This is a genomic window from Synechocystis sp. LEGE 06083, from assembly GCF_015207725.1.
In the GTDB taxonomy this organism is placed as follows: domain Bacteria; phylum Cyanobacteriota; class Cyanobacteriia; order Cyanobacteriales; family Microcystaceae; genus Synechocystis; species Synechocystis salina.
Map to the genome: position 1 here is coordinate 1 of NZ_JADEWJ010000017.1, position 25,315 is coordinate 25,315.

Annotated in this window: 22 protein-coding genes; 13 read left to right on the top strand and 9 right to left on the bottom strand. The window is 48.1% G+C overall.

The window, feature by feature from the left end; all coding sequences use genetic code 11:
- The 10 genes from IQ219_RS02365 to IQ219_RS02410 all read left to right on the top strand — a co-directional run.
- A partial coding sequence (locus IQ219_RS02365; RefSeq protein WP_368667551.1) for a Rieske (2Fe-2S) protein occupies positions 1-182 on the top strand: 182 nt, incomplete at its 5' end.
- A gap of 186 nt (positions 183-368) precedes the next feature.
- The gene (locus tag IQ219_RS02370) at positions 369-1,091 is read left to right on the top strand and encodes a DUF1997 domain-containing protein (RefSeq protein ID WP_228016652.1); all 723 of its coding nucleotides are present in this window, start codon (positions 369-371) and stop codon (positions 1,089-1,091) included.
- A gap of 97 nt (positions 1,092-1,188) precedes the next feature.
- Complete coding sequence (locus IQ219_RS02375; RefSeq protein ID WP_228016653.1) at positions 1,189-2,703, top strand: efflux RND transporter periplasmic adaptor subunit; 1,515 nt, start codon at positions 1,189-1,191, stop codon at positions 2,701-2,703.
- 224 nt (positions 2,704-2,927) lie between these two features.
- Positions 2,928-3,125, top strand: coding sequence for a hypothetical protein (locus IQ219_RS02380; RefSeq protein ID WP_028949053.1), 198 nt, complete (start codon positions 2,928-2,930; stop codon positions 3,123-3,125).
- Positions 3,126-3,371: 246 nt separating this feature from the next.
- Positions 3,372-5,345: a bifunctional aldolase/short-chain dehydrogenase gene (locus tag IQ219_RS02385; protein ID WP_194071580.1), complete on the top strand. Its 1,974-nt coding sequence runs from the start codon at positions 3,372-3,374 to the stop codon at positions 5,343-5,345.
- Positions 5,346-8,612: a cobaltochelatase subunit CobN gene (cobN, locus tag IQ219_RS02390; protein WP_194071581.1), complete on the top strand. Its 3,267-nt coding sequence runs from the start codon at positions 5,346-5,348 to the stop codon at positions 8,610-8,612.
- 91 nt (positions 8,613-8,703) lie between these two features.
- Positions 8,704-11,238 carry a PAS domain S-box protein gene (locus tag IQ219_RS02395; RefSeq protein WP_194071582.1) on the top strand — a complete coding sequence of 845 codons (2,535 nt, stop codon included), beginning with the start codon at positions 8,704-8,706 and terminating at the stop codon, positions 11,236-11,238.
- Positions 11,239-11,295: 57 nt separating this feature from the next.
- Positions 11,296-12,021 (top strand): response regulator transcription factor, encoded by a 726-nt coding sequence (locus IQ219_RS02400; protein ID WP_194019492.1) that lies wholly within the window; start codon positions 11,296-11,298, stop codon positions 12,019-12,021.
- Between the two features lie 527 nt (positions 12,022-12,548).
- A complete protein-coding gene (locus IQ219_RS02405) occupies positions 12,549-13,667 on the top strand; it encodes a response regulator (protein WP_194071583.1) in 1,119 nt (372 codons plus the stop codon).
- 71 nt (positions 13,668-13,738) lie between these two features.
- Positions 13,739-14,398, top strand: coding sequence for a hypothetical protein (locus IQ219_RS02410; RefSeq protein ID WP_194071584.1), 660 nt, complete (start codon positions 13,739-13,741; stop codon positions 14,396-14,398).
- A gap of 5 nt (positions 14,399-14,403) precedes the next feature.
- Here IQ219_RS02410 and aroQ read toward each other — a convergent pair whose 3' ends face one another.
- Complete coding sequence (gene aroQ, locus IQ219_RS02415) at positions 14,404-14,862, bottom strand: type II 3-dehydroquinate dehydratase (protein ID WP_194071585.1); 459 nt, start codon at positions 14,860-14,862, stop codon at positions 14,404-14,406.
- A gap of 26 nt (positions 14,863-14,888) precedes the next feature.
- A complete protein-coding gene (locus IQ219_RS02420) occupies positions 14,889-15,032 on the bottom strand; it encodes a hypothetical protein (RefSeq protein ID WP_194071592.1) in 144 nt (47 codons plus the stop codon).
- 344 nt (positions 15,033-15,376) lie between these two features.
- On the opposite strand from IQ219_RS02420, the gene mgtE reads away from it, so the two are divergent.
- Positions 15,377-16,768, top strand: coding sequence for a magnesium transporter (mgtE, locus tag IQ219_RS02425; protein WP_194071586.1), 1,392 nt, complete (start codon positions 15,377-15,379; stop codon positions 16,766-16,768).
- Positions 16,769-16,778: 10 nt separating this feature from the next.
- Here the strand turns inward: mgtE and IQ219_RS02430 are convergent, their stop codons facing one another.
- The gene (locus IQ219_RS02430) at positions 16,779-18,020 is read right to left on the bottom strand and encodes a glycosyltransferase family 4 protein (RefSeq protein WP_228016654.1); all 1,242 of its coding nucleotides are present in this window, start codon (positions 18,018-18,020) and stop codon (positions 16,779-16,781) included.
- A gap of 226 nt (positions 18,021-18,246) precedes the next feature.
- Here IQ219_RS02430 and IQ219_RS02435 point away from each other — a divergent pair, with 226 nt between their 5' ends.
- Complete coding sequence (locus tag IQ219_RS02435) at positions 18,247-19,023, top strand: DUF1868 domain-containing protein (protein ID WP_338116535.1); 777 nt, start codon at positions 18,247-18,249, stop codon at positions 19,021-19,023.
- Positions 19,024-19,194: 171 nt separating this feature from the next.
- On the top strand, positions 19,195-19,518 hold the full coding sequence (locus tag IQ219_RS02440; protein ID WP_194019497.1) for a hypothetical protein: 324 nt from the start codon (positions 19,195-19,197) through the stop codon (positions 19,516-19,518).
- Between the two features lie 37 nt (positions 19,519-19,555).
- On the opposite strand, the gene IQ219_RS02445 is transcribed toward IQ219_RS02440, so the two are convergent.
- From IQ219_RS02445 to IQ219_RS02470, 6 genes are all read right to left on the bottom strand, one after another.
- The gene (locus IQ219_RS02445) at positions 19,556-20,164 is read right to left on the bottom strand and encodes a triacylglycerol lipase (RefSeq protein ID WP_194071587.1); all 609 of its coding nucleotides are present in this window, start codon (positions 20,162-20,164) and stop codon (positions 19,556-19,558) included.
- 6 nt (positions 20,165-20,170) lie between these two features.
- Positions 20,171-20,686, bottom strand: a complete 516-nt coding sequence (locus IQ219_RS02450; RefSeq protein ID WP_194071591.1) for an anti-sigma regulatory factor — start codon at positions 20,684-20,686, stop codon at positions 20,171-20,173.
- Positions 20,687-20,805: 119 nt separating this feature from the next.
- The gene (gene rlmD / locus IQ219_RS02455; RefSeq protein WP_194071588.1) at positions 20,806-22,197 is read right to left on the bottom strand and encodes a 23S rRNA (uracil(1939)-C(5))-methyltransferase RlmD; all 1,392 of its coding nucleotides are present in this window, start codon (positions 22,195-22,197) and stop codon (positions 20,806-20,808) included.
- Positions 22,198-22,265: 68 nt separating this feature from the next.
- Positions 22,266-23,336 (bottom strand): mannose-1-phosphate guanylyltransferase, encoded by a 1,071-nt coding sequence (locus IQ219_RS02460; RefSeq protein ID WP_194071589.1) that lies wholly within the window; start codon positions 23,334-23,336, stop codon positions 22,266-22,268.
- A gap of 75 nt (positions 23,337-23,411) precedes the next feature.
- Entirely contained in the window at positions 23,412-24,704 is a 1,293-nt protein-coding gene (locus IQ219_RS02465; RefSeq protein ID WP_194019501.1) for a D-alanyl-D-alanine carboxypeptidase/D-alanyl-D-alanine-endopeptidase, read from the bottom strand.
- 59 nt (positions 24,705-24,763) lie between these two features.
- Positions 24,764-25,165 (bottom strand): ubiquinol-cytochrome c reductase iron-sulfur subunit, encoded by a 402-nt coding sequence (locus IQ219_RS02470; protein WP_190596337.1) that lies wholly within the window; start codon positions 25,163-25,165, stop codon positions 24,764-24,766.
- Positions 25,166-25,315: the final 150 nt, after the last annotated feature.

The window sequence follows — 25,315 nt, forward strand, 5'->3', positions numbered from 1 at the left end:
TGTATAAGAGACAGCCTTTCCACCGCAGTGCCTTCGACCTTTGTTCCGGCGCTGTGAAGGAATGGAGCCCCTTTCCTCCCGTGGTGGGGAGCTTGATGGGCAAAATGTCTGCGGAAAAGCCCCTGCCGGTGTTCCCTGTGCGGGTGGAAAACGGAGAAGTACAGGTCGATTTGGGTGCCTGATCGCTCAGTTGAACCCTTTGCAAAGCAGACAAGACTATATTTTTGATCTAAATGATTTTTCTTAATCCCTCAAACTTTGGGGGATTTTGATTAATCTGTCTAGTGTCTAGAATCAAATAGCTAGGTTCTGGGACAATCTCACCTGAAATCCTGGTTCACAATAGTTTTTATTGAATTCACATTGCCTTGACCCATAATTCCCAACCCCTACCCGTTGACCCCCAGGACAATGGCTTTCCCCCAGTCCGTTTCCAAACCCATTTCCAAGGCAGAATGGAAATGTTTGCCTCCGGGCAAGAGGTAGAAGATTATCTACAAGCCCACCAAGGTTGGTTCCGTCGCTGTGCTCAACCTATGCAAGCAGATCCTTTGGGGGATCATGGCTATGTATTAACCATTGGTAAATTTGGCGCTTTGGGTTTTGATGTGGAGCCCAAAATTGCTGTGATGCTGGAACCTCCCCAGGATGGCAATTATCTGATGCATACGGTTCCTTTACCTGACGGCCCCGATCTGGGTTACGAGGTAGACTTTCTGTCCAATATGACTCTGCATCAGGTCAATGGCGATCGCCTGACGGAGAAAAGTTTAAAACAATTTGCCCAAGCGGAAATTCCCTGGCCGGAAACCATTACCCAGGTGGAATGGGACTTGAAAATGGATGTGGCGGTGCAGTTCCCTGGCTATATCTACAAGCTGCCTATGAAGTTAATCCAATCCACTGGCGATCGCCTCTTAACGGAAATTATCCGTCAAGTTTCCCCCCGTTTGACCTACAAAGTACAGCAGGATTTTCACCAGGAAAAGAGTTTGCCCCTACCGCCCAAAAGTGGTCGTTATTTCCAGCGGGTCAAGCGAGCGGGGGAAGATCAATTTGAGCCGGATTTGGAAACGGAAGTCGAATCTTAATCTGTCCTGACCAAACGGTTAGGGGGGATTACTAAATTACCTTAAAGATCAACAGACCAATTTTTTAGTGCCCATGGCCATGCCCCTTGTCCAATCAATGAAAAAACCCCTACCTATTCTGCTCGGTTTGTTGGGGCTAGGGATCTTGGTGGTGGGAATTTTTGCCTACCGTTCGGCCTATGGCCCTTCCCGCCAGTCAGAATTGGATAAATATACGGTCATGGCGACGGAGTCTCCCCTGGAGGTGGAAATTAAGGCCAATGGCACCGTTCAACCCCAACAAACCGTCAACATTAGCCCCAAAGCCCCCGGCCGTTTACTGCGACTTTTTGTGGAACAGGGGGATGTGGTTAAAAAAGGCGATCGCATTGCGGTGATGGAAAATCAAGAGTTTTTTGCCGACGGTAAGCAATCAGAAGCCCGTTTACAGGAGGCGATCGCCAGGTATGAACAAGCTCGCATCAGAATTCCGGCTGAAATTGACCAACTGCGGGCCCAAGTGAATCAAGGTCGTACCCGCATTGCCCAGGCCCGCTCCCAATTGGCCAGTGCCCAGGCTCGTTTGGAACAAGCCCAATCCCGCATTCCCAGTAACATTGACCAACTCCAAGCCCAGGTGGCTTCGGCCCAGTCCCGCCTCAAGCTGGCGGAAAACCGTCGCAATCGTAATCAAAGCCTCCTCCAGGAAGGGGCCATTACCCAGGATCAGTATGATGAACTTTCCAATGAATTTTTAAACGCCCAGGCCAATTTATTTGAAGCCCAAAGTCGCCTCAATAATGCCAAAACCATCGCCTCCCCAGAAGTGGGGCAGATTGAGCAAGAAATTATCCAACTCCAAGGGGCGATCGCCGAAGCAGAACAGGGGCTAGTGGACCAAATGTCCCAACTGCAACAACGACAGGCCACCGCCGAAACGGAATTGGCCACTCTCCAAGCCGCCGCTTCCCAGGCAGAAGCCCAATTACTGCGGAGCAAAATTGCCTATGAAGATACCTTCATCTTGGCCCCCTTTGACGGCATCATCACCCAAAAATTTGCCACAGTGGGTTCCTTTGTTACTCCCACCACCTCGGCTTCCAGTACAGCTTCCGCTACCTCCACTTCCATTGTGGCTTTAGCCCAGGGTTTAGAAGTGGTGGCCAGGGTACCTGAAGTTGACATTTCCGCTCTCCGTCCGGGGCAAATGGTGGACATTGTGGCCGACGCCTTTCCCAACGAAGTTTTTACGGGCCGGGTAATCCGGGTTGCCCCCGAAGCCATTGTGGAAAATAATGTCACTTCCTTTGAGGTCACCATTGGTTTAACCACGGGCCAGGGACAATTGCGCTCCAAGATGAACGTGGACGTGGTCTTCAAGGGGGATAGGTTGACCGATGCTTTAACTGTGCCCACCGTGGCCATTGTGACTGTGGGGGGGAGAACCGGGGTCATGGTGCCCGATGCAGAGGATAAGCCCCAGTTTAAGCCTGTCACCATTGGCCTCGTGTTGGACGACAAAACCCAAATTCTCAGAGGACTAGGGCCCAGGGAACGGGTGTTTATTGATTTGCCAGAGGGGAGCGAGGATGCCCTCAAGCCGCCGGAAGACTCCAGTGAATCCGGCAATTAACCAAGCCAAACACCATCAAACGTCAAGGGAGCCCCAAGTCGGCTCCTTTTTTCATGGCGACGTTTAACGACAAAAAAACTTCTTGTCAACTTTAGTTTACAAAAATTTACAAAGCTGTTACATTTATTTACATAAGGCAAAGGAAGTCTCCCTAGGGAGCAAAGCCAATGCCCCAGGAATGATTATTTTTCTTGATTATTTGTAGGAATTTAGGAGTCACTGCCATGTTCGCCCCCATCGTTATTTTGGTTCGTCAACAGTTGGGCAAAGCTAAGTTCAATCAGATCCGTGGCAAGGCGATCGCCCTCCATTGCCAGACCATCACCAACTTTTGTAACTGGGTGGGCATCGATGCCAAACAGCGCCAAAATTTAATCCGTTTGGCTAAATCCAACGGCAAAACCCTGGGTTTATTGGCCTAAGTCTTTATTGCTGACCGTTATTACCAAACTGAGTCGGTCCAGGTCTTTTGAGATTGACATTCACTGATCCGGCTCTCCCCCATAACTTTCCTAGAAATCCCCCCCTAACTCTCTACGTCCATGGGGGGATTGCTTTGTGTGGATATGGAACACCTGTGTCTTGCGGAGAAAACAGTCACAATCTTCCCAGGCCGAAAGCAGGGATAATACCCTTGGTGGCAACCGCAGCAATTGACCGGAGGCGTTATGAAGAGTTTATGGGATGACCAGGAAGCAAACCAATATCAGGGGGATTTACCCCAACGGGTTTATACATCCCGTTTGCTGGGTCGGGAGTCGTCCCTGGTGCTCCATGGCGGCGGCAATACCTCGGTGAAATGTCAAGTAACTAATTTGGTGGGGGAAAAGGAAGACATTCTCTATGTCAAGGGTAGTGGTTGGGATTTGGCCACCATTGAGGAAGCCGGGTTTGCCCCGGTGAGAATGCCCCATTTGCTCAAACTATCTAAGTTGACGGCATTATCCGATCGCCAGATGGTCAATGAATTAAAGACCCAAATGACCCTGGCCAGTGCCCCCAGCCCTTCGGTGGAAACCATTCTCCACGCCATTTTACCGTTCAAATATGTGGACCATACCCACGCCGATGCAGTGGTAACCATTACCAATACGGCCAATGGAGAAGAAAGAATTCGAGAAATCTACGGCGATCGCCTGGTAATTATTCCCTATGTGATGCCGGGGTTTGATTTAGCTCGGGTGTGTGCGGAAAAATTCACTGCCGAAGCCCACGGGGGAACAGTGGGCATGGTGTTAATGAATCATGGCATTTTTTCCTTTGGGGCCACCGCGAGGGAAGCTTATGAAGGCATGATCAGTTTAGTGAATGAAGCGGAAGAATATCTCAAAAATCAAGGAGTCTGGCAGATTGACTATGGTCAACCCCAAAGAGCAACCACGGAAAATAGATTGGTATTAGCCCAATTACGCTGTGATGCAAGCAAAGTAGCTGGTTTTCCCTTGGTAATGCGGCAATATCAAGACGAAGCTAGTTTAAGCTTTGCACAAAGACCCGATTTAGCCACCATTAGCCAGCAAGGCCCCGCTACCCCAGATCACGTTATTCGCACCAAACGCCTACCCCAATTAGGTCGGGACGTAGGGGATTATGCCCAGCAATATCGACAGTATTTTCAGCGCAACGACGGCAAAGGTGGGGAAACTAAAACCATGCTCGACCCAGCCCCCCGCATTATCCTTGATCCAGAACTGGGCATGCTTACCCTAGGTACTTCTGCTAAAAGTGCGGCGATCGCCGGGGATATTTATCAGCACACCATGGCAATTATCCAGCGGGCCACAGGATTAGGTGGTTACCAAGCTTTGCCAGAGTCGGACATTTTTGCGGTGGAATATTGGGATTTGGAGCAGGCCAAATTAAAACAAGCTGGCAATCCTCCCATGTTTGCCGGGGAAGTGGCCCTAGTGACGGGGGGCGCTTCCGGCATTGGTAAAGCTTCCGTTGCCCAATTACTGAAACAAGGGGCGGCGGTGATTGCGTTAGATATTCAACCCAGTATCAAAGATCTTTATCATCGTCCCGACTTTATTGGCATTGAATGCGACCTCACGGATACCAATGCTTTTAAACAAGCTCTGGAGCAGGGCATAGCCCAATTTGGCGGTCTGGATATGCTGGTGCTGAATGCGGGTATTTTTCCCGTGGCCCGGGCGATCGCCGAATTATCTACGCTGGAATGGCAAAAGGTTTTAAACATTAATTTAGATGCCAATTTAACTCTGTTACGGGAATGTTATCCCCTGTTAAAGTTAGCTCCCAGGGGAGGCCGGGTGGTGGTAATTGGTTCTAAAAATGTGGCTGCACCGGGGCCAGGTTTAGCGGCTTATTCAGCGTCAAAAGCGGCCTTAAATCAGTTAATGCGGGTGGCCAGTTTGGAATGGGCTAAGGACAATATTCGCTTGAATACTATTCATCCTAATGGAGTATTTGATACAGGTTTTTGGACAGAGGAAGTGCTAGAAGCCAGGGCACAACATTACGGTTTAACAGTGGAAGAATACAAAGCTAATAATTTACTGAAAGTAGAAGTTACCAGTGAAGATGTGGCGGCATTAGTCACAGCCATGACTAGTCCCTTATTTAGTAAAATCACTGGTGCTCAGTTACCTTTAGATGGCGGCAATGATCGAGTTATTTAAATGCCCACTACAACTGTTGCGATTATTTTTTACCGTTCCCACTACTTATCAGGTAATACAACTCCCATTGATGCTCTTTATAAAGCTTTAGAAAAATATAATTTAAATCCCCTTGCTATCTATGTTTCTTCCCTACGGGAGCCGGACGTACAAGCAGAAGTCTTAGCTGTTTTAGACAATTTGAGTCAGCCTTTAGGCGCTATTTTAAATACCACTAGTTTTTCCCTGGCTAAGTTACAAAGACAGGTTGGTAATCTCGAAACCATTCCCCTCTGGCAAAAACTGAATGTCCCGGTGCTCCAGGTAATTCTTAGCGGTGGCGATCGCCAACAATGGCAGGAAGGGACGCGGGGACTGAACCCACGGGACTTAGCTATGAATGTGGCTTTGCCGGAGGTGGACGGCAGAATTATCACCAGGGCAATTTCTTTTAAAGCGATGGCAACTCGTCATCCCCAACTGGAAACGGAAGTGATAATTTATGAGCCTGTGCCAGATCGGGTTGATTGGGTGGCAGAGCTAACTAAAAATATTATTAATTGCGCTCAAACTGAAATTTCCCAACGAAAAATTGCCCTGATTTTAGCCAATTATCCCAACAAAGATGGTCGTTTAGCTAATGGGGTGGGGCTAGATACTCCTGCTAGTTGTTTGCAGATTTTAGAAGCTTTAAAAAATGCTGGTTATACTCTTGACCTAATTCCCCAGGATACTAAGACTTTAATTAAACAATTAACCCAAGGGGTAACTAATGACCAGGAATTAGCCTCATATCGAGCTGTTCATCAAACCATTACCACAGAAAAAGTATGGAAGCTTTTTCAAAATTTACCCCAGCCTGTACAACAGGCCATGACAGAGCGTTGGCAGGATAGGGAAAGTTGGGATAACTTACCGGATCAATTTGCCATTAGTGGCATCCAATTGGGTAATGTTTTTGTCGGTATTCAACCGGCCCGGGGCTATGACTTTGATCCTAGTTTGAACTACCATGCTCCGGATTTAGAACCTACTCTCCATTACCTGGCTTTTTATCTTTGGTTACGTCAGGAATTTTCTGCCCAGGCGGTAATTCATTTGGGTAAACACGGTAATTTGGAATGGTTACCGGGCAAAAGTGTTGTTTTATCTGACCATTGCTACCCAGAAATTGCCCTAGGAACCTTGCCTAATTTTTATCCCTTTATTGTCAACGATCCAGGGGAAGGAACCCAAGCTAAACGCCGGAGCCAGGCCTGCATTATTGACCATTTAACTCCTCCTTTAACTAGGGCAGAATTATATGGTGATTTGGAAAAATTAGAGGCTCTAATTGATGAATATTATGAAGCCCAGGCTTTGGATCCAACTCGCGTTAAGACCATTGGCGATCGCCTCTGTAAATTATTGGCAACCAGCAATTTGCAAACTGATTTAGGTTTAACCGCTCCGGCCCTGAGAGATTTACAATCTTTGTTAACTTCGGCGGATAGTTATCTGTGTGAACTAAAGGAAGCCCAAATTCGGGATGGTCTACATATTCTTGGTCAAACTCCCCAGGGGGAACAGTTGCGGGATTTAGTAATTAGCATTGCCCGATCGCCGTCCTATCAAAGACTTGGTTTAACCCAGGCGATCGCCCTTGATTTAGGAGTAGAGTTTGATCCAGTTTTAGATGACTCCAAAGAACCATGGCAATTGTCTTCCATTATGGTGATGAATTTGCAACAATGGGGATTGGGTAAACTGATTGAACCATTTAAATCCTGTCGCATAGGGGGACAGGTGATTGAAATTTTAGAAGAAATTGCGAAGGAATTAGTGGGAAGTTTACTTGAAGGAATAACTACGGATCAAATAGTTAATTTATCTTTCCAAAAGCCCGATGGTAAAACTAAACCTAGTCTTGATTACATTGAAAAAATTCTTCTGCCACTACTACTACAAACTCCCCAAGAAATCACCAATTTAATCCGGGGTTTAAATGGTGAATATATTGCCAGTGGTCCAGCGGGAGCACCTAGTCGGGGTCGACCTGATGTATTACCGACGGGACGGAATTTTTATTCAGTGGACATTCGAGCCATTCCCACGGAAACGGCCTGGGACATTGGCCGTCGGGCCGCCGAAACCTTAATTGAAAAGTACACCCAAGACCAGGGAGAATATCCCCAAACCCTGGCCATTTCCATTTGGGGCACTTCCACCATGCGCACAGGCGGGGATGACATTGCCCAGGTTCTTGCCCTGTTGGGAGTACAACCAGTGTGGGACGGCCCTTCCCGTCGCATTATTGATTTTGAAATTTTGCCCCTTACCGTACTAAAACGACCCCGGGTGGATGTGACTGTCAGAATTTCTGGATTCTTTCGGGATAGTTTCCCGAATTTAGTGGAGTTTCTCCACCAGGCGATCGCCGCTGTGAGTCAATTGGATGAACCGGAAGCGATGAATCCTTTAGCAGCAAAAGTTCAGCAAGAAACAAAGCAATGGCAACAATTAGGTTTACCGATGGAGGAAGCCGTCACTAAAGCAACCTATCGTATTTTTGGCTCTAAGCCAGGGGCCTACGGAGCGGGTTTACAAGGATTAATTGAGGCGCAAAATTGGCAAGACGATAGTGATTTAGCCAGGGCCTATCTCAATTGGAGTTGCTATGCCTACGATCGCCAGGGCGTCGGCCACAATCAACCGGAAGTATTTGAGCAGCGGTTAAAAAATCTCCAAGTTGTTTTGCATAACCAAGACAATCGAGAACACGACTTACTAGACTCCGATGATTATTATCAATTTCAAGGGGGATTAACGGCGGCAGTGCGGTCATTGACGGGGCAAAATCCCACCGTTTATTTTGGAGATAATGCCAACCCTGCCCAGCCCAAAATTAAGTTATTAAGGCAAGAAATTGCCAAGGTTTACCGTTCCCGAGTAGTCAATCCCAAATGGATCACCGGAGTGATGCGCCATGGCTATAAGGGAGCGTTTGAAATGGCGGCTACGTTAGATTATCTCTTTGCCTACGATGCCACTACCCATTGTGTAGAGGATTTTATGTATGCGGGGGTGGCCCAGGCATATCTACTCGATGACAAGGTACAAAAATTCGTGCAACAGCACAATCCTTGGGCCTTAAGGGATATGGCGGAAAGGTTATTGGAAGCCCACCAACGACAACTCTGGGGCAATGTTGACAACGAATTACTAGACCAACTACGGGCGATCGCCCATGGTGCGGAAGAAATTTTGGAAAATAGTCAAATCTACCCTAGGCAAGAAAAGCTGAAATAAATTAGGTAGATATTGAATGGTGTAAATAGTCACCATTGTTTAGTATTCGATTAGCCTAGCCTGTTCCAGCAGTTTAACCAAAGGTATGTCCATGGCAATCACCGCATTTACCCTGGGAGACTTTTTTCAAGCCAATGGCTATATGCCCCATGGCCATTGCTATCTTTGGCAAACTCCCCTGGTCTGGCTCCATGTCACCGCCGATTTCTTCACGGCGATCGCCTACTATTCCATCCCCGTCATTCTGCTGTACTTCTTGCGTAAGCGACAGGATATTCCCTTTCCCAACATTATTTTTCTATTTGGGGCCTTTATTCTATGTTGTGGTACCAGTCATTTTTTTGACATTGTTACCCTCTGGTATCCCATCTATTGGGTATCCGGTGCAATTAAAGCTTCCATGGCGATCGCTTCCGTCATCACCGTCTCTGAATTAATTAAAATTGTACCAAATGCTCTGAACTTAAAATCTCCCACAGAATTGGCCAGCCTTAATCTTGCCCTTAATCAAGAAATTAAAGAAAGACAAACAGCCGAAATAGCGCTACAAGAATTAAACAATCATCTTGAAAAAAGGGTAGAGGACCGGACTACTCAATTAGCAAAAATCAATCAACAGTTAGAACAGGAAATTCAGGATAAAACCCAAGCAAAAGAAGCCCTAGAAAAAAACAAAGACCAACTAGCGCAATTAGCCGCCATTGTGGAATCTTCCCAGGATGCCATTATTAGCAAAACTCTAGATGGAATAATCACTAGCTGGAACGAATCCGCCGAAAGATTATTTGGCTATACGGCTGAAGAAATGATTGGCACCCATATCACCAAGCTGATTCCTGAAGATTTAATCATAGAAGAGGATCTCATTTCTGAATGTATTCGCCAAGGTCAGAGGATTAATACCTACGAAACTCAAAGACAACGCAAGGATGGCAGTAAAATTGATGTTGCCCTGACCATTTCTCCCATTCGAGATGAGCACGGAAAGGTGGTGGGAGCGTCTAAAATCGCGCGGGATATTACCGCCAGATTGGAGGTGGAAAATGCCCTACGGGAAAGTCAACATTTCATCGAAAAATTGGCCAATTATTCTCCCCAAATTCTATACATTTTAGATCCCATTGCCTGGAAAAATATTTATGTTAATTATCAGTCTTTAGAAATCCTAGGCTACACCCCAGATGAATTTAAAAATGGTGGCACCGAGTTGTTATTAGATATTATCCATGGCGATGATTTATCCACCCTCTATGAAAATCAAAACTTTTGGCAAACTGCCCAGGAAGGTCAGATTTTAACCACCGAATATCGTATGCGGCACAAAAATGGGTCTTGGCGATGGTTACGTTCCAGGGAAGTGGTTTTTGCTCGAGATGACTATGGCCAAGTTACCAAGGTTTTGGGTACAGCCCAGGATATTAGTGATAGTAAAAAACAAGAGCAAAAGCTCTATGAACAGGGGCGCCGGGAGTTACTACTAAGGCAGATTACCCAACGCATTCGCCAATCTTTAGATCTACCAACTATTTTTGAAACGGTGGTGCAGGAAATTCGTCAATTTTTAGGGGCGGATCGAGTGGTGATTTTTCAGTTTGCATCAGCTACAAATTTTGCCATTGGGGATATTGTGGCAGAATCAGTATTACCCCCTTTTCAATCTCTCCTCAATCAAACTATTGAAGAAACTTGCTTTAGTAGCAATTACGCCCACAAATATCAACAGGGTAGAATCCAAGCCATTGAGGATATTTATCAATCTACTTTACGTCCATGCCATATTGATTTTTTAGCCGGTTTACAAGTGAGGGCTAACTTGGTTTTACCATTGGTCAATGACGCAGTTTTATGGGGCTTACTCTGCATCCATCAATGTGATCAGACTCGACTTTGGGAACCAACGGAAATCGACTTGCTTAAGCAGATAACTAACCAGTTTGAAATCGCAATTCAGCAGGCCATTTTATATGAGCAGGCCCAACAGGAACTAGCTTCAAAAAATCATCTTTTTGTTCAGTTAACCAATGAGTTGCAACAGAAAAAAGTTCTACTCAAAGAAATTCATCATCGGGTTAAGAATAATTTGCAAATCATGTCTAGTTTGCTTTATCTGCAATTTAGTAAAGCATCTCCAATGGTGCAGAAGTTAAGTGAAGAATATCAAAATCGTATTCAGTCCATGGCCCTTATCCATGAGCAACTTTATCGCAGTGAAGACTTGGCCAATATTGATTTCAATGAATATCTCAAAAATTTAACCCATAACATTTGCCAAAGCTATGGTTTTCACCAGGGAGATATTAGTATAAAACTTTTGGTTGAGCAAGTTAAAGTGCCCCTGGAACAATCTATTCCTTTGGGGTTGATTATTCAAGAATTAGTGTCTAATGCTTTAAAACATGCTTTTCCCACCGCAGTTGGAGAAATTTCAATTCAGTTTACCTCAGTGGAAAATCATTATAGCCTCCAAGTACAAGACAACGGAGTGGGGGTATCCAAGGAGATTGACTTGGAAAATACTGATAGCTTGGGTATGCAACTTATTTACAGTCTTACCGAGCAACTGCAGGGAGAATTGCATTATCAATATGCCGACGGCGCTAAATTTGCCCTGCAATTTTCAATTTAGTTGTCTTGCTTAATCACCAAAAAAGCTACCAGAAATCAAAATTATTTGGTTGGTATTATGAGAAGTAAGGTGTTAATTGTGGAGGATGAACGACTGGTGGCCCAGCACATTGCTCAGTTGTTAAAGAGCGATGGTTATGAAGTTTGTGCGATCGCCAGTGATGGAGCAACGGCGCTGAAAAAAATTGCTGAATTTTACCCAGATTTAATTTTGCTAGATATTCGCATTAAAGGAGAGATTGACGGAGTAGAGGTGGCTGAGCGGATTAAATCTCTCTATTCCATTCCCATTGTTTATCTCACAGCTTTTTCCGACGGCGAAACCCTGGAGCGGGCCCAGAAAACCAATCCCCAGGGCTATGTGATCAAGCCCTTTAGGCGACAACAACTGATCTCTACACTGGCGATCGCCATGGCTAACCATCAACAGCAAGAAAAACCAGAGGAAGACAATCTCTCCGGATCAACGGGGCATTATCGCCTGCAACCGACCTTGGACTATATCCAAGAACACCTCGACCAAGGCATTACCGTTGAGTTTCTGGCCGGGGCGATCGGCATGAGCACAGCCTACTTTTGTCGCTTTTTCCAAAAGGAAATGGGGTGTTCACCCTACCAATTCATTATTCAACAACGGGTTGAGCGAGCCAAAATAATATTACTGGAAAGGGAATTGCCCATTAGCGAAGTCGCGTTGAGATGTGGCTTCAGCTCCCACAGTCAGCTTAACTACCATTTTCGTAACCTCTTGGGCATTACCCCGAAGGAATATCGCAGTCGTTAGCGTTTCCTAGGTAAAACCCACGCAAAAAAATAAAATTGATGTCAAAAATCAACTAGTTTGTCAAAAATTGACCAAGACAGATCTGGGAATTTTCCTAGGATAGATTTGTGCTGGTGATCGGCGGGCTGTAGATGCCATCGGCTCAACTCCCGACGTTACCAAGGATTAGACCCATTCCTACCCGCTTATTTTTTAGGCAAGCTTTTGCAAGTTTGAATCCTAACTCACATTTTTAGGTCTGGGTCTTAGATAGCGATTTCCTTCGACCCCAGGGCCTTGGCGAGCGAGATCCATGTTTTGGTGCCTTGACTAGCAACGAACACCAGCCGTTTTCCTTGAATCCTTCTGTGGTCAGTCCTAATGGTCACCATTTGGTGCAACACCTAGGGAGCCGAGAATTTTCTCCTATGTCAACCCCAGTCAACAGTTGAAATGGGGGAACTTCTCGCCCTTAGTTCTTACCCCGGCAACGGTATCGACTGAACACTGTTCTTATTTATCCTCCAAAGCTTGCAAAGGAGTTTCCCATGACCGCCGTAATCACCCGCCAAATTCCTAGCGAATTCCTGCAAACCTTAATCAAGGAAAAGGCCACCGGGAGACTGACGGTGCAAAATCCCCTTGATGAGTTGGTCACCTGGCAGGTTTATCTTGGCAAAGGGAAAATTAATTTTGCTAACAGTGGCGTGGGGGGGATGCAAAGGGTCAGGTATCTTCTGGGTAATTATCTGAATGAGAATAAAATTAGCCTACCTCCCAAAATTACAGACGACTATAAATATATCTGTGACCTTTGGAAACAGGAAGTAATTTCCTTTCAGCAAACCCGCTCGATTCTAACTCAGTTTGCCCAGGAAGCATTGGTTCATTTTTTGGCCATTCCCGTTACCCAATGTTATTTTGATCAAGACGATAGCATTAAGGACCTATTTCTTAATTTAGAATTGGCAAAAACCACCCAATCTGTAGAACATAAGATTAGATACTGGGGAGAACTATATCCTCAGATCAATTCCCCTTTCCAGCGCCCCTTGGTGGAAGATTGGCAAGAAGTAAAAACCATGCTGAATTTGAGCTATCGCCGCAGTGAACAGTGGTGTGAGCATCTCTTGGAGGGGTTAAAAAATCTCTCTTGTTTATATGAGCTAGCCCGCAAAACAAACAGCAGTGTTTTAGAGTTAGCCTTGTTATTTTATCCGCGGATTAAGTCAGGGGAAATCAAAATGTTGCCCTATCAAGAAATTTCAGTTGACGATGCCAACCTACCGGTGGTAATTTCTGTCAATAATCGTCCCTCTGTACAGCAAGTTGTGCGAGAAACATTGGGCCAGCGGGGTTTTAAAGTCGTTTGCATTGACGACCCCTGCCACGCTTTAGCGGCCGCCATTAGCCATAATCCCCAGTTAATTCTAATTGATGCCGACATGCCGGAGATCAGTGGCTATGAACTCTGTCGTTTGCTGCGAAAATCTTCCGCGGTGAAGGAAACTCCCATTATTCTACTCAATCAAAATGATGGGGTAATGGAGCAAATTCAAGGACGTATAGCTAAGGCTTCTGGACAAATCAATAAACAGTTTTTATCCCAAGAGTTGCTGCAGGTTAGGAAAGACTATTTGGATTCTGCCCCAGCTCTTTGCCCCTAGGAAAAATTTCTGAGTTTGTGATACATTTCCCTATTATGGAGTGATTTCCAACTTGTCTGGGGTTTGTTGCTGTGGTTTTAAACCGTTTAGCGTTGGCTGGCCTATGGTTGGCATTGGTGATTTTTGCCTTTGGTTTTGCTCCTCCCAGTGATCCCCAAACCTTAGCTTTAATCAAGGCCCTTTCTCTTGGTCAGTGGCAGGACATCAATCCGGTTATTATTGCTCTGTTCAATCTGATGGGAATCTGGCCCATGGCCTATGCTGCCATGTTAATCGGCGATCGCCAGGGGAGAAAATTTCCAGGTTGGCCCTTTGTGGCAGGGTCATTCTTTTTGGGGGCTTTTGCCCTACTGCCCTATTTAGTTATCTGGCCGCCCCCGACACAAACCGATTCCCAGACATCGAACTCGGCATCATCAAAAGTAGCTAAATTCTGGCGCTCTCCCTGGTTGGGGCGAATTTTATTCCTGTTGGCGATCGCCTGTGCGCTTGGGGCAGTGCTTCTGGGGGATTGGGGCGATTATTGGCAACAACTACAAACCAATCAATTCATCGCCGTGATGAGTAGTGATTTTCTCTGTTTAACCCTGGCCTTTCCCCTATTGCTGGCCCAAAATCTGCACCATGGGCAAGGGATGCGTTCCTCACCGCTAACTCCTATGGCCATGGTGCCCTTGTTTGGTGCTTTAGCCTACCTGAGTATCCGCCGAGACCACAACGTCACAGAGTAAAATCCTTAACCATCGGCCTTTTCGTTGAGATAGTCCACCAAAGCCCTCAACCCTAAACGATAACTATTTAACCCAAAGCCACAAATTTGCCCGATCGCCACTGGGGCAATGTGGGAAATATGGCGAAATGATTCCCGCTGATGAATATTACTCAGATGCACTTCCACACAGGGGAGTTGTACCGCCGCTAAGGCATCCCGTAGAGCAATGCTGGTGTGGGTATAGGCCGCCGCATTAAAAACAATGCCGTGGTAATTACCCAGGGCATTATGGATGGCACTAACTAATTCCCCTTCCCCATTAGACTGAAAAGTGGTCACTTCTATCCCTAAATCCACCCCATCTTCCCGGAGACAATCGTCAATTTCTCCTAGGGTGAGGGAGCCATAAATCCCCGGTTCCCGTTGGCCCAACAAATTCAAATTGGGGCCATGGAGCACCAATACTTTCCACACAGTCGACATATTTTTACTAGCCAGTTAACTTCCCTTTAACGGCGGGAACGGCGATCGTTGACGGGAATGGGAATTAGTTCCGGCTCCGGTTCCCCCTGGGGGCCGAGCAAGCCTTCGATCAACTTCTGGGCCAGTTCTCTAAGTTTATCGAGCAGTCTTTCTAAATAGTCCATTACCAAGGACGACTCCTGTGATGATGTCTAACTGAACCCCGACGGAATAAGCACCACCAGATCTGTTTAATAAAGTCACAGCTTAAGGTGCTAGCCACAACCCCGGTGCAAAACCCTAGGCAGTGATCCCGGGTCAGACCATATTTGGCCAAGGCTCAGAATGTATGAGGGGGCCAGGGAAATTTATTTTTAGCCCATGGGAACAGCCTAACACAATTTTTTCGGACAGAGATCCATCAGTTCTTAGCCAATCTTAACCATTGACCGGCGATTTTTTGCCAGTCCAAAATGGTTGGAACCGCATGGGGATAACGTATATTGGGGGGTGTCGTTTCGCCCCGGGAGTTGCCATGACAGAGGTCACTACGACTGTTCGACTCAATCCTGACCGAGAAGAATTACAAGGATTAGTGCGGGCCCAGATTGAAACTCTCCTCGAAACTTCCCAATTCGATGCGGCTAAAACCATTCTTACCCCTGTGCAACCGGCGGATATTGCCGATGTCATCGAGTCTCTCCCCAGTCGGCTCCAGGTACTTGCCTTTCGCTTACTCTCCAAAAATGAGGCGATCGATGTTTATGAACATTTAGCCCCTCCGGTGCAGGAATCCCTCCTGGAGGATTTTAAACATCCTGAAGTACTGGAAATTTTTAACCAAATGTCCCCCGATGACCGGGTGAGATTATTGGATGAGCTTCCGGCCAAAGTGGTAAGGCAACTGTTTAAGCACCTCAGCAACGAAGAACGCAAAGCCACCTCCCTGCTGTTGGGCTATAAACCGGAAACCGCTGGTCGGATCATGACCACGGAATATGTTTCCCTCAAGGAAGATTACACCGCCAGCCAAGCCCTAGACCGCATCCGCCACATTGCCACCAGCTTTGAAACCATTTACGTTCTCTACGTCACCGATGAATCCCGTCGCCTCACCGGCACCCTTTCCCTGCGTAATTTGGTCATGGCTAGGCCGGAGGAGTATATCGCCCAAATTATGGTGCCTGACGTGGTTTCCGTCCACACCAACACGGACCAGGAGGAGGTGGCCCGCACCATCCAGCACTACGATTTTTTGGCAGTGCCCGTGGTGGACTCGGAGCAAAGACTAGTGGGCATTGTCACCGTGGACGATGTGATTGATATTTTGGAGGAGGAAGCAACGGAGGATATCTATACCGCTGGGGGAGTGCAATCCCAGGGGGATGACTATTTTAAAAGCAGTTTAATGACTGTGGCCCGGAAGCGGGTGGTGTGGTTATTTATTCTTTTAATCACCAATACCCTCACCAGTCAGGTGATTCACTCCCAAGAGGATGTGTTGCAAAAAACTATTACGTTGGCGGCCTTTATTCCCTTGCTCATTGATGCGGGGGGCAATGTGGGGGCTCAATCTTCCACGGTGGTCATCCGGGGCTTAAATACGGAGGATGTACGACTGACCCAAGTTTTACCGGTAATTGTCAGGGAAGGGGGAGCCGGCGCTTTATTAGGCTTGATGCTGGGTATTGTGGTAACGGTGTGGGCCTATTTTCTCCAAGGGGATTGGTTGGTGGCCATTACGGTGGGCAGTAGTTTATTCATTATTTCTCTGTTGGCGGCCTTTGCGGGGGGCGGCTTACCCTTTTTGTTTAAGTCGATGAAGCTAGATCCGGCTTTGATGTCAGCTCCTTTTATCACTACCGCAGTGGATGTGTTGGGGGTGGCTATTTACCTGCTCATTGCCCGCTCTTTGTTGGGAATTTAGGGTCTGGTTCTTACCAATGGACTGTTTGCCTCTCCTGCACCACCCGTTCGTAAATAGCGGCGGTTTCTCCGGCTAGCTTAGACCAATTGAATCGTATGCCCAAATCCTCATAGGCCGCTTCCACCAATTGTTTGGCTAGGGAAGGATTGGAGAGAATTTCCAGGATGCCATAGGCGAGGGAGTCGGGATTGTTGGTTTGGGTAACTATGCCGGTGCTATGGTGACGCACCACTTCTGCCAACCCGCCGGTATTGGATACCACCACTGGCACCCGGGCGGCAAAGCTTTCCAGGGCGACAATGCCAAAGGGCTCGTACAAACTGGGAAAAACGGCACAGTCGGCAATGGTTTGGAATTTATCTAAATCTTCGTCGGACATGAAGCCGGTGAAAAAGCAATGTTCCCAAATGCCTAAGTTCCAGGCTAACTGCTTGAGGCGATCGGTATTGCCCCCACCGATGATGACGAATTTTACCTGATTGTTTAGGGATTCTAAGACTTGGGGAGCGGCGGTTAATAGGACAGAAATGCCTTTTTCGTAGGTCATGCGGCCGACGTAGTAAACAATTTTTTCCCCGTCTCTGGCAAATTTACGGCGAAAGTTGGGGTAATCAAAGCCTGGGCGGCGGTGCTTTTTTTCGGGGCGGATGCCATTGTAAATTACGTCAATTTTGTCCCAGGGGGTACCAAAGGCCCTTTCTAGCTCGTGGCGCATGTAGTTACTGCAAACGATGACTCGCCAGCCATTGTAGATCAAAATCCCTTCTTTGCCGGCAATGTAGCGTTGGGTGTCGTTGTACAGTCCGTTATAGCGCCCGTATTCGGTGGCATGGATAGTTACCACCAGGGGAATTTTGCCATAGTGCTTGAGGTTGATGGCCGCATCTCCCACCAACCAATCATGGGCGTGGACGACGTCAAATTTTTCCTTTTGCCGGAGTAGTTCTTGCCCTTGGTGTTCCATGGCATGGTTCATGTTATCCACCCAATGGAAAAAGTCGTTGCTGGGGGGCACTGGTACCCGATAGACGTGAATGCCATCTACCATTTCCTGGGGTAAGCTTTCCTCTGTGGCCACCGTGATTAGGTGGATTTCATAGCCCTGCTGAACCAATTCCGGGTAGAGTTCTGCCACATGGCGAGCAATGCCACCGACAATGCGGGGGGGGAATTCCCAAGCTAGCACCAGAATTTTCATGGCTGTGACCAATTTTTGTGAGTGCATGGAGGGGAAGACGGCGATCGGGGCCATTGGTGTCGTGGGCACTCTAAAACATTATGCGCAATCTTGGCGTGGTCATACTGCCGAATTTTCCCCTAGGGATAATGAAATCATGGATTTTGGCCACTGCAATGGGCTTTTTAGCTCCTGCCTAACCGCTGAAAACCTGGAAAGATCGACACTAAATGTCCAGAGATTCCACCCAGCCAGTAAACTTGCCATAGGAACTTTTTCAATCTGTGTCAGGGAGGCGAGTGTGGACGATACTTACCAAGGCTATATTAATCGGGTGGCGCCCCAAACCTTGGCGATCGCCTACGAGCAACAATTGGTCAATGCCCAGGGTTCACCTAAGTTTGACCAAGGGCAACCGGTACCTTTTCCTGGCTTCAGTGTGGTAACGCCGATCGCCGCCGATGATCAAATCAATCAAAGCTTTTATGGCCATCTAACCACTGTGCAGGGCCAGGTGGGGGAAATTTTGGGGGAGAGTTTGGTGGCAGTGCCCCCGCCTAGTTTGCATCTCACAGTGGCGGATTTAATTTGGGACGGCCCCTACCAGGCCCTCCGTCGCCATAACCCAGATTTTGAAAAACAACTCTGTAGCTGTTTACAACATTCCTTTGCTGATCATCAACATCAGTCAGGGCAATACACCGGCTGTCATTGGCAGGTGCTGGGATTGTTAGTGTTGCCCCGTTCCCTGGGGGTGGTTTTGGTGCCCCAACGGGAGGCGGATTATGAACCGATGCTCAAAGTAAGAAGAGCCATTTTCCAAAATCCCACCCTGATCGGTTTGGGTATTGAGCAGCAATACCGTTACACCGCCCACATCACCCTTGGTTACTTCGACCCGGCGATCGAGAAGTTAGCAGACCCAATTGGGGTTAGTGAGCAGCTGGCCGCCGTTAATGACCGCTGGATTGGCCGTGACCCTCAAATTCTGGATATTCATAGCATTGAACTGCGTTATTTCAGTGATATGACCCAATTTACTCGCCATGATCACTATCCGGTGTTGAGGGCCAGCTAGGGGCTGGAGATAGACTTTTAGACCGCGGTCAATGCATAAATTTTCTCTGGTTAATATGGAGAGTGTACAGGGCCAATTTGTGGCTTATGGGGATACTTTTCTTCGGATTTATCGCTTTCTATGGGTAATGGGAAAGAAGTTTTCTGTTAATTGATGGGAGTGTTTACCAAAATGTTCAAGTTACTTGTCCGTGGTTATGCTACACCTTTGGGCTTAACTGCTCTGTTTGGCCTATTTACCTCCTTGGCGATCGCCGTTCCAGTGGAAGCCCAGGGACAAAATAGTTTTGAAAATTACCGCCAGCAATGTCTCCGTCGGGTGGAACAAGCCGGTATCAAGGGGGCGGCGGCCCAGGAAATGTGTAATTGCACAATTAATAAGTTCAAGCAAAAGTACTCCATAACGGAATTTACCAAGCTTGTGCAACAGTCCGAAACCAATAAGGCGATCGCCAGACAATTGGCGGAAGTAGGGGAAGAATGCTTGTACGAATAGGGGGGCCTAGGGGAAATTCCAATAATTCCCGCTTCACTCAGGTCAAAGGTTTAGCCAAAGCCAGGGCCACCTCTGCTAAACAACGGGCATCCGATACCATCCAGGCATGGACTAGCACGGGCAAAATAATTTCTCGGCCAATTTCTAAATGGGAACTGCTGGGAGGCAAAATCATCAGGTCAAAGGGAGTCCAAATCACCGTCACCTGGAGTCCCGCTAGTAACTCGCAACAATCTCGGTTTAAATCCCGCAAAAAATCACTCTGCCAGGCCATTTCCCTCACTCCTTGGTAGGGCAAACTATAGCCCAGGAGGGTACCTTGGTTGGGGGCGGAAATGGTGATGTAGCGCCTGACCCGTTCTACGCCCCCGAGACGCTGTAAGTAATAACGGGTTACTAATCCCCCCATGCTAAAGCCAATTAAATCCACTGGTTGCTGGGGCGCAAATTTTTGATCGACATATTGCTGTACTTGGGTTGCCAGCACGGCAAGGGAAGCACTGCCATCGTTGGGCTCTAAATCTAGGCAATGGACCGACCAACCTCCCTGGGTCAAAAAGTCCACCATCGTTGCAAACTTGGCCCTGGTGTCGTAAATGCCATGGACTAAAACAACGGGATGACGGTCTGGGACTTCTGCTACCACTAGGTTCTACAAACTCAGAAAACGGTAGCTTTCGCTGAAGAAGCGTTTAATTACATTTTGACTAGTTCCCTGGGGCCGCCGTTTAATTTTCTTGCTCAGGCGCAAACGGGTGCCATCTTCATTCCAATGGACTTGGTCAAAAATTTGCATCAAAATGCCTAACCCCCGGCCATTCTCCGACTCATCGGGGGGAAACCAGGGGCTCACACAATTGGGGCAATCAAGCACTATCTGGGGGCAAGGACAGGGACGATCAAACCCCATGCCCTGGTCGGTGATGATCCAACAATAACCCAGGGCGGATTGGCGGTATTCCACTGTGATGGACTTGCTTGGGTTGAGGGCGTTGCCATGGGTGGCAGCATTGACTAAAGCCTCCTGTAACCCCAGCCTGACCTCGTTGTGCAGAGGCTTGGGCACAGAATTGAGCAATAAATCAAGGATGGGATAAAGATAGAGGGTTGAGGAAAAACTAATTTTTTGCCAATGGGATTGCCTGTGGGGAAAATTAATGTTTAGCAAACGCTCCACCTCACACTGGACTAATAGCAATCTAACAGTACTGACTTCAACCATTATACTCGATCGCCTGGGTGGTCTGAATGTGCCTGCCGCTACCATAACCCCTAGAAAATCTTTGGTTAACCATTGACTGCTTGGAGAATCACTGCACACTCCACATGGGCCGTTTGGGGGAAAAAGTCGCAACCTTGAACCCAGGTAATTTCATAGGAGCCCTCAGCACAGAGGAGTTTCAAATCCCTTGATAGGGTAGGGGGCTGACAACTGATGTAGGCAATTTTCCCTGGGCGCTGCTGGACAATTTCCCTGAGCACTTCTGGGTTACACCCCTTACGGGGAGGGTCGAGGAGCAAAATATCTGGAATATCTGACAGGGTGGGTAAAACGGTTTCCACCGTACCAGCTAAAAAGTCCACGTTGGTAATCTGGTTCATCTCAGCATTGCGTTGTCCTTGCTGCACCGAGTCTTGATTGACTTCAATGGCGATCGCCTGACGAACTTGGCAGGCTAGGGGGAGGGTGAAAGTGCCCACACCGGCATAGGCATCCACCAACAATTCTGTGCCTTGTAAATTTAATGCTTGCTGCAGCCGAGTTAACAATAACTCCGCCGCCTCACTATTGACCTGAAAGAATGTATTTGCCCCCAGGCTAAAGCTTAAATCAGCAAACTTTTCTCGGCAGGTGCCCCGCCCCGCAATCACTATGGTTTCTTCGCCAAAAATGCGGTTGTTGGGTTCTGGCTGAATGTTTAAACAAATGCCGCCTAAATCGGGATAACGCTCCAACCATTCCCCGGCTTGCTCTTCCAAATCCGGTAAACCTTTATGGGCGGAAATTAAGGTCAGCAACATTTCCCCGGTACGCTGGCCAATGCGTAGGCTTAAATGGCGTAGTTTGCCCTGTTTTTTCTCTTCGTCATAGATGGACCAACCGCGATTTTCAATATCTTTCTTCACCTCCGTCAACAATAAATTCAGGCGATCGTCCTGGACGGGGCATTGGTTAATATTTACCAAACGATGGCTGCCTTTGCGGTAATAACCAGCTTGCACCTGGCCGGTTTTGGAGCGAGCCAGGGGATAGGTAGCTTTGTTGCGGTAACCCAAACTAGCGGGGGACTGTAACATGGGTTCCAGGGGTAAAGCGGTGAAACCACCAATGCGCTCCAGGGCATCAATAATCTGTTGCTGTTTACTTTCTACTTGGAATTGATAATCCAGATGTTGCCATTGGCAGCCGCCACATTTGTCCGCCACAATGCAAGACGGTCGGGTGCGCTGGGGGGAAGGCTCTAAAATTTTGAGCAGTTGGGCCAGGGCATAATTTTTCTTGACCCGCATCAGTCTGACTTCCAGGCGATCGCCGGGGGCAGTGTCGGGCACAAATACCACCCTGCCATCGAAGCGGCCAATACCTTCTCCCTGGTGATTGAGGCCGGTAATGGTCAATTCCACTACGGCCCCCTGTTGCCAAAGAGGACTAGTGGAGAAATTATTACTCTGGATCATCGAAAATTGGTTCCAATACTTGCACGGCCTTAATTACAGCCATTGTATCTTGCCATTACTTTCTTCCCCTACAACAAATTTTCGTACTGCGGTTGGGATTGTAATTGTTTGAGTAAACCCTTAATGTCCTGGGTCTGGTCTTTGGGAACCACCAGGGTGACATTGCCTTCTCGCACAATCACCACATCTTTTAAACCGATGGTGGCAATTACCTGGTCCTCATCACTGGCGTAAACAATACAGCCCTGGCTATGCAAGTTGACATGGTTGCCCAAGTCCACATTGGCCTCGGCTTCGGGAAACAGTCGCTCCAACGCATTCCAATCCCCCAAATCGTCCCAACCAAAATTGGCCGGCAGAACCGAGGCTAATTGGGTTTTTTCCATCAAGACATAGTCAATACTTTTCTTTTTTAATGTTGGATAAGCAGCCGCTCCGTGGGCTTTTAACGCAGTGAGTAATTGAGGGGCATGGTTAGCGAACTCCCCTAGTACCACCCCGGCGCGGAAAATGAACATGCCACTATTCCAACTAAACTTACCGCTGTCCACAAAGGCCTGGGCTGTGGCTCGGTCGGGCTTTTCGGTAAAACGGGTCACTTGATACACCGGCAGGTTGCCCATTTCCCGTTGCAATACGCCTTGTTCAATATATCCATAACCAGTGGCCGGGCCATGAGGTTTAATACCGAGGGTGACAATGGCGTCCTCTTCCCGGGCATAGGCGATCGCCGCAGCCAAGGTTTGCTCATAGGCGGCTTGGTCTTTAATCCAGTGGTCAGCGGGGAAAAAACCAATGATGGCATCCTCCCCATAGCGTTGGGCAATTGCCAAGCTAGCCCAGGCCACAGCGGGGGCCGTGTCTTTTCCTTCCGGCTCCACCAGACAATTTTCCTTGGGCAATGAAGGCAATTGGGCCAAAACCCCCTCCGCAATGGGGGCCGCCGTAATTACCCATAAATTTTCCCAGCCCCCGGCCAAGGGTAGTAATCGTTGGGCTGTGGCCTGTAGCAAACTGACCCCGGAACCATCCAGGGACAAAAATTGTTTAGGCCGTTGCTTACGGCTGAGGGGCCAAAACCTTTCTCCTTTGCCACCGGCAAGAATTACGGGAATGAAAACGGAGGATGATGGGGTCATAGGGAGCAAAATTAGCTAGCCGGGCATTTTCAACGCCTAGGATACAACGGCGGCAATGCCCTTAGGTTGCAACGGCTAAGATTCAGAGGGTTGGGGCGTTAGGTTACGGGCCGGGTCCCCCAGCAAAACCTTATCCATGGGGCCGGGATTCAAGTTCTCTGGCAATATCTGCCAATGCTCAGCGATTTGTTGCAACAGTCGGTCTTGCTCTACCCGCAAACGGTCAAAGTTGGGGCCATTATTGATAATGGCAAACCAAACAGTGCCTCGCTCCTGGGTGGGAATGATGCCGGCAAGGGCACTGACCGTATTTAATGTACCGGTTTTTACCGTTAATCCCTGGGGCATACTGCGCCATTCCAATGTTCCCTGGCGATCGCGCCCCATAACAGGAAAAATATCGTCAATGCCTAGGCCGTGGGGTTGGAGCTGCTCTGCTAAAACTTGGTACATCTTTGTCACTGCCCTGGGGGAAAGCCGATTGTCCACTCCGAGGCCAGAGCCGTTTTGCAACTGAATTTCCGCCGCTGGAATTGCCCCCAAACGGGAGGTAGTTTGGGCCACGATCGCCGCTCCCCCCATGGCCTGGGCCAACATCTCAGCCATGTCGTTATTGCTGTAGATGTTCATCTGTTTGAGCAGGGCCGCCAGGGGAAGGGATTGGTGCTCTAGTAATGGTTCTAGGTTGGGAGGTAAAACGGCCTGGGTCTGGATGGTGCCAGCAATTTTTACCTGGGGCCGGGGAGTATTCGAGGGAAGATCCCCAAAGGCTTTATTGACTATGGCCGACCATTGGCTTTCATCCACTGCCTGTTTGAATAAAGCTCCCGCTACGGCAGGGTCAGCTTCAAAGTTCATGGCGAAATTGCCCACCACTACCAAATCTCCAGTCACCTCTCGGATCCCTGCTCGGTTGAGGGCATTGCCAACGGCGATCGCCTCTTCCCAGACGAAGAGAGGATCATGGTCCCCGGCGATCAGTAAATTACCCTGTAAAACCCCAGCGGTAATGGGGCCATCGGCATAAAAACGGGTGGTAAAGCGATGATCCGGTGGCCATGTGGCTAAAGCGGCGACGCTGGTGGCAATTTTGGTTAGAGAAGCGGCGGGAAAAGCATTATTGGCTTGGTTATAGCCCAAATAGGCCCACTCCGACTGCAACCAGATACCCTGGCGCTGGCGGTCATAACCCAAGGATTCCAGGCGATCGAGGTAATTATCAACAATTCTGTCGATGGCGGGGTCCGCTTGGGTTGGTACGGCAAAAACCTTTGCTTCTTGCCAGGCCACTTCCTGCCCAACTAATGGTTCCCCAGGGTTGCCCCAACTGAGTAGGGCTAATACCGTCGCCCCCAGGATTTTCACCATAATTAATTTTCTCCTCTCACCAATTGTCCAACCTAGCCTTTGAAAACCATGGCTAGACCCTAAGCTTTGACCAAAACGTTGTTGCCGCTCACCTGGGTAGCGTAGGTAGGCAGATTCCTGGTGGCGGGCCCCTTGAGCACCTTACCCGTAGCAGCAAATTCCGCCCCGTGGCAAGGGCAAACAAATTTACCGTTAGCTTTCTTCCATTCCACCTGACAACCATTGTGGGTGCAGGTGGGATTGACCGCACTGATCTGGCCGCCACTACCATTGGGCACCACCGTCACCGGTCCCTTAGGAGTGTTCCCTTTTAATTCCCCCTTGGCCTTGAGATCCGCCATGGTACCGACATTGACCGTTTGTCCCTGGCCGTTACTGCTGTTACCGCCAAAGCAACCCGTGATGACGGCGATCGCCGTACTGAAGGCAGTGTAAGAAATTAGCTTGCGTCGCTTGACCATAGTGGCTAGAGAAAAAGAACTGCCATCAGTGTAGCCAAATTATTGGTACTGTGGCAGCGACCATGGGTGAGCACAAAGTTAGGAAAATTAACGGACAGTTTCCAGGCTTTCAATTTTCTTGGTGAATAATTCGGTGAAGATACTCATCAC

What these genes read in the sequence shown, in the direction of transcription:
- IQ219_RS02375 (WP_228016653.1), top strand. Translation starts at nt 1,189, where the DNA reads ATGAAAAAACCCCTACCTATTCTGCTCGGTTTGTTGGGGCTAGGGATC.
- IQ219_RS02380 (WP_028949053.1), top strand. Translation starts at nt 2,928, where the DNA reads ATGTTCGCCCCCATCGTTATTTTGGTTCGTCAACAGTTGGGCAAAGCT.
- IQ219_RS02385 (WP_194071580.1), top strand. Translation starts at nt 3,372, where the DNA reads ATGAAGAGTTTATGGGATGACCAGGAAGCAAACCAATATCAGGGGGAT.
- cobN (WP_194071581.1), top strand. Translation starts at nt 5,346, where the DNA reads ATGCCCACTACAACTGTTGCGATTATTTTTTACCGTTCCCACTACTTA.
- IQ219_RS02395 (WP_194071582.1), top strand. Translation starts at nt 8,704, where the DNA reads ATGGCAATCACCGCATTTACCCTGGGAGACTTTTTTCAAGCCAATGGC.
- IQ219_RS02400 (WP_194019492.1), top strand. Translation starts at nt 11,296, where the DNA reads ATGAGAAGTAAGGTGTTAATTGTGGAGGATGAACGACTGGTGGCCCAG.
- IQ219_RS02405 (WP_194071583.1), top strand. Translation starts at nt 12,549, where the DNA reads ATGACCGCCGTAATCACCCGCCAAATTCCTAGCGAATTCCTGCAAACC.
- aroQ (WP_194071585.1), bottom strand. Translation starts at nt 14,862, where the DNA reads ATGTCGACTGTGTGGAAAGTATTGGTGCTCCATGGCCCCAATTTGAAT.
- mgtE (WP_194071586.1), top strand. Translation starts at nt 15,377, where the DNA reads ATGACAGAGGTCACTACGACTGTTCGACTCAATCCTGACCGAGAAGAA.
- IQ219_RS02430 (WP_228016654.1), bottom strand. Translation starts at nt 18,020, where the DNA reads ATGGCCCCGATCGCCGTCTTCCCCTCCATGCACTCACAAAAATTGGTC.
- IQ219_RS02440 (WP_194019497.1), top strand. Translation starts at nt 19,195, where the DNA reads ATGTTCAAGTTACTTGTCCGTGGTTATGCTACACCTTTGGGCTTAACT.
- rlmD (WP_194071588.1), bottom strand. Translation starts at nt 22,197, where the DNA reads ATGATCCAGAGTAATAATTTCTCCACTAGTCCTCTTTGGCAACAGGGG.
- IQ219_RS02460 (WP_194071589.1), bottom strand. Translation starts at nt 23,336, where the DNA reads ATGACCCCATCATCCTCCGTTTTCATTCCCGTAATTCTTGCCGGTGGC.
- IQ219_RS02465 (WP_194019501.1), bottom strand. Translation starts at nt 24,704, where the DNA reads ATGGTGAAAATCCTGGGGGCGACGGTATTAGCCCTACTCAGTTGGGGC.
- IQ219_RS02470 (WP_190596337.1), bottom strand. Translation starts at nt 25,165, where the DNA reads ATGGTCAAGCGACGCAAGCTAATTTCTTACACTGCCTTCAGTACGGCG.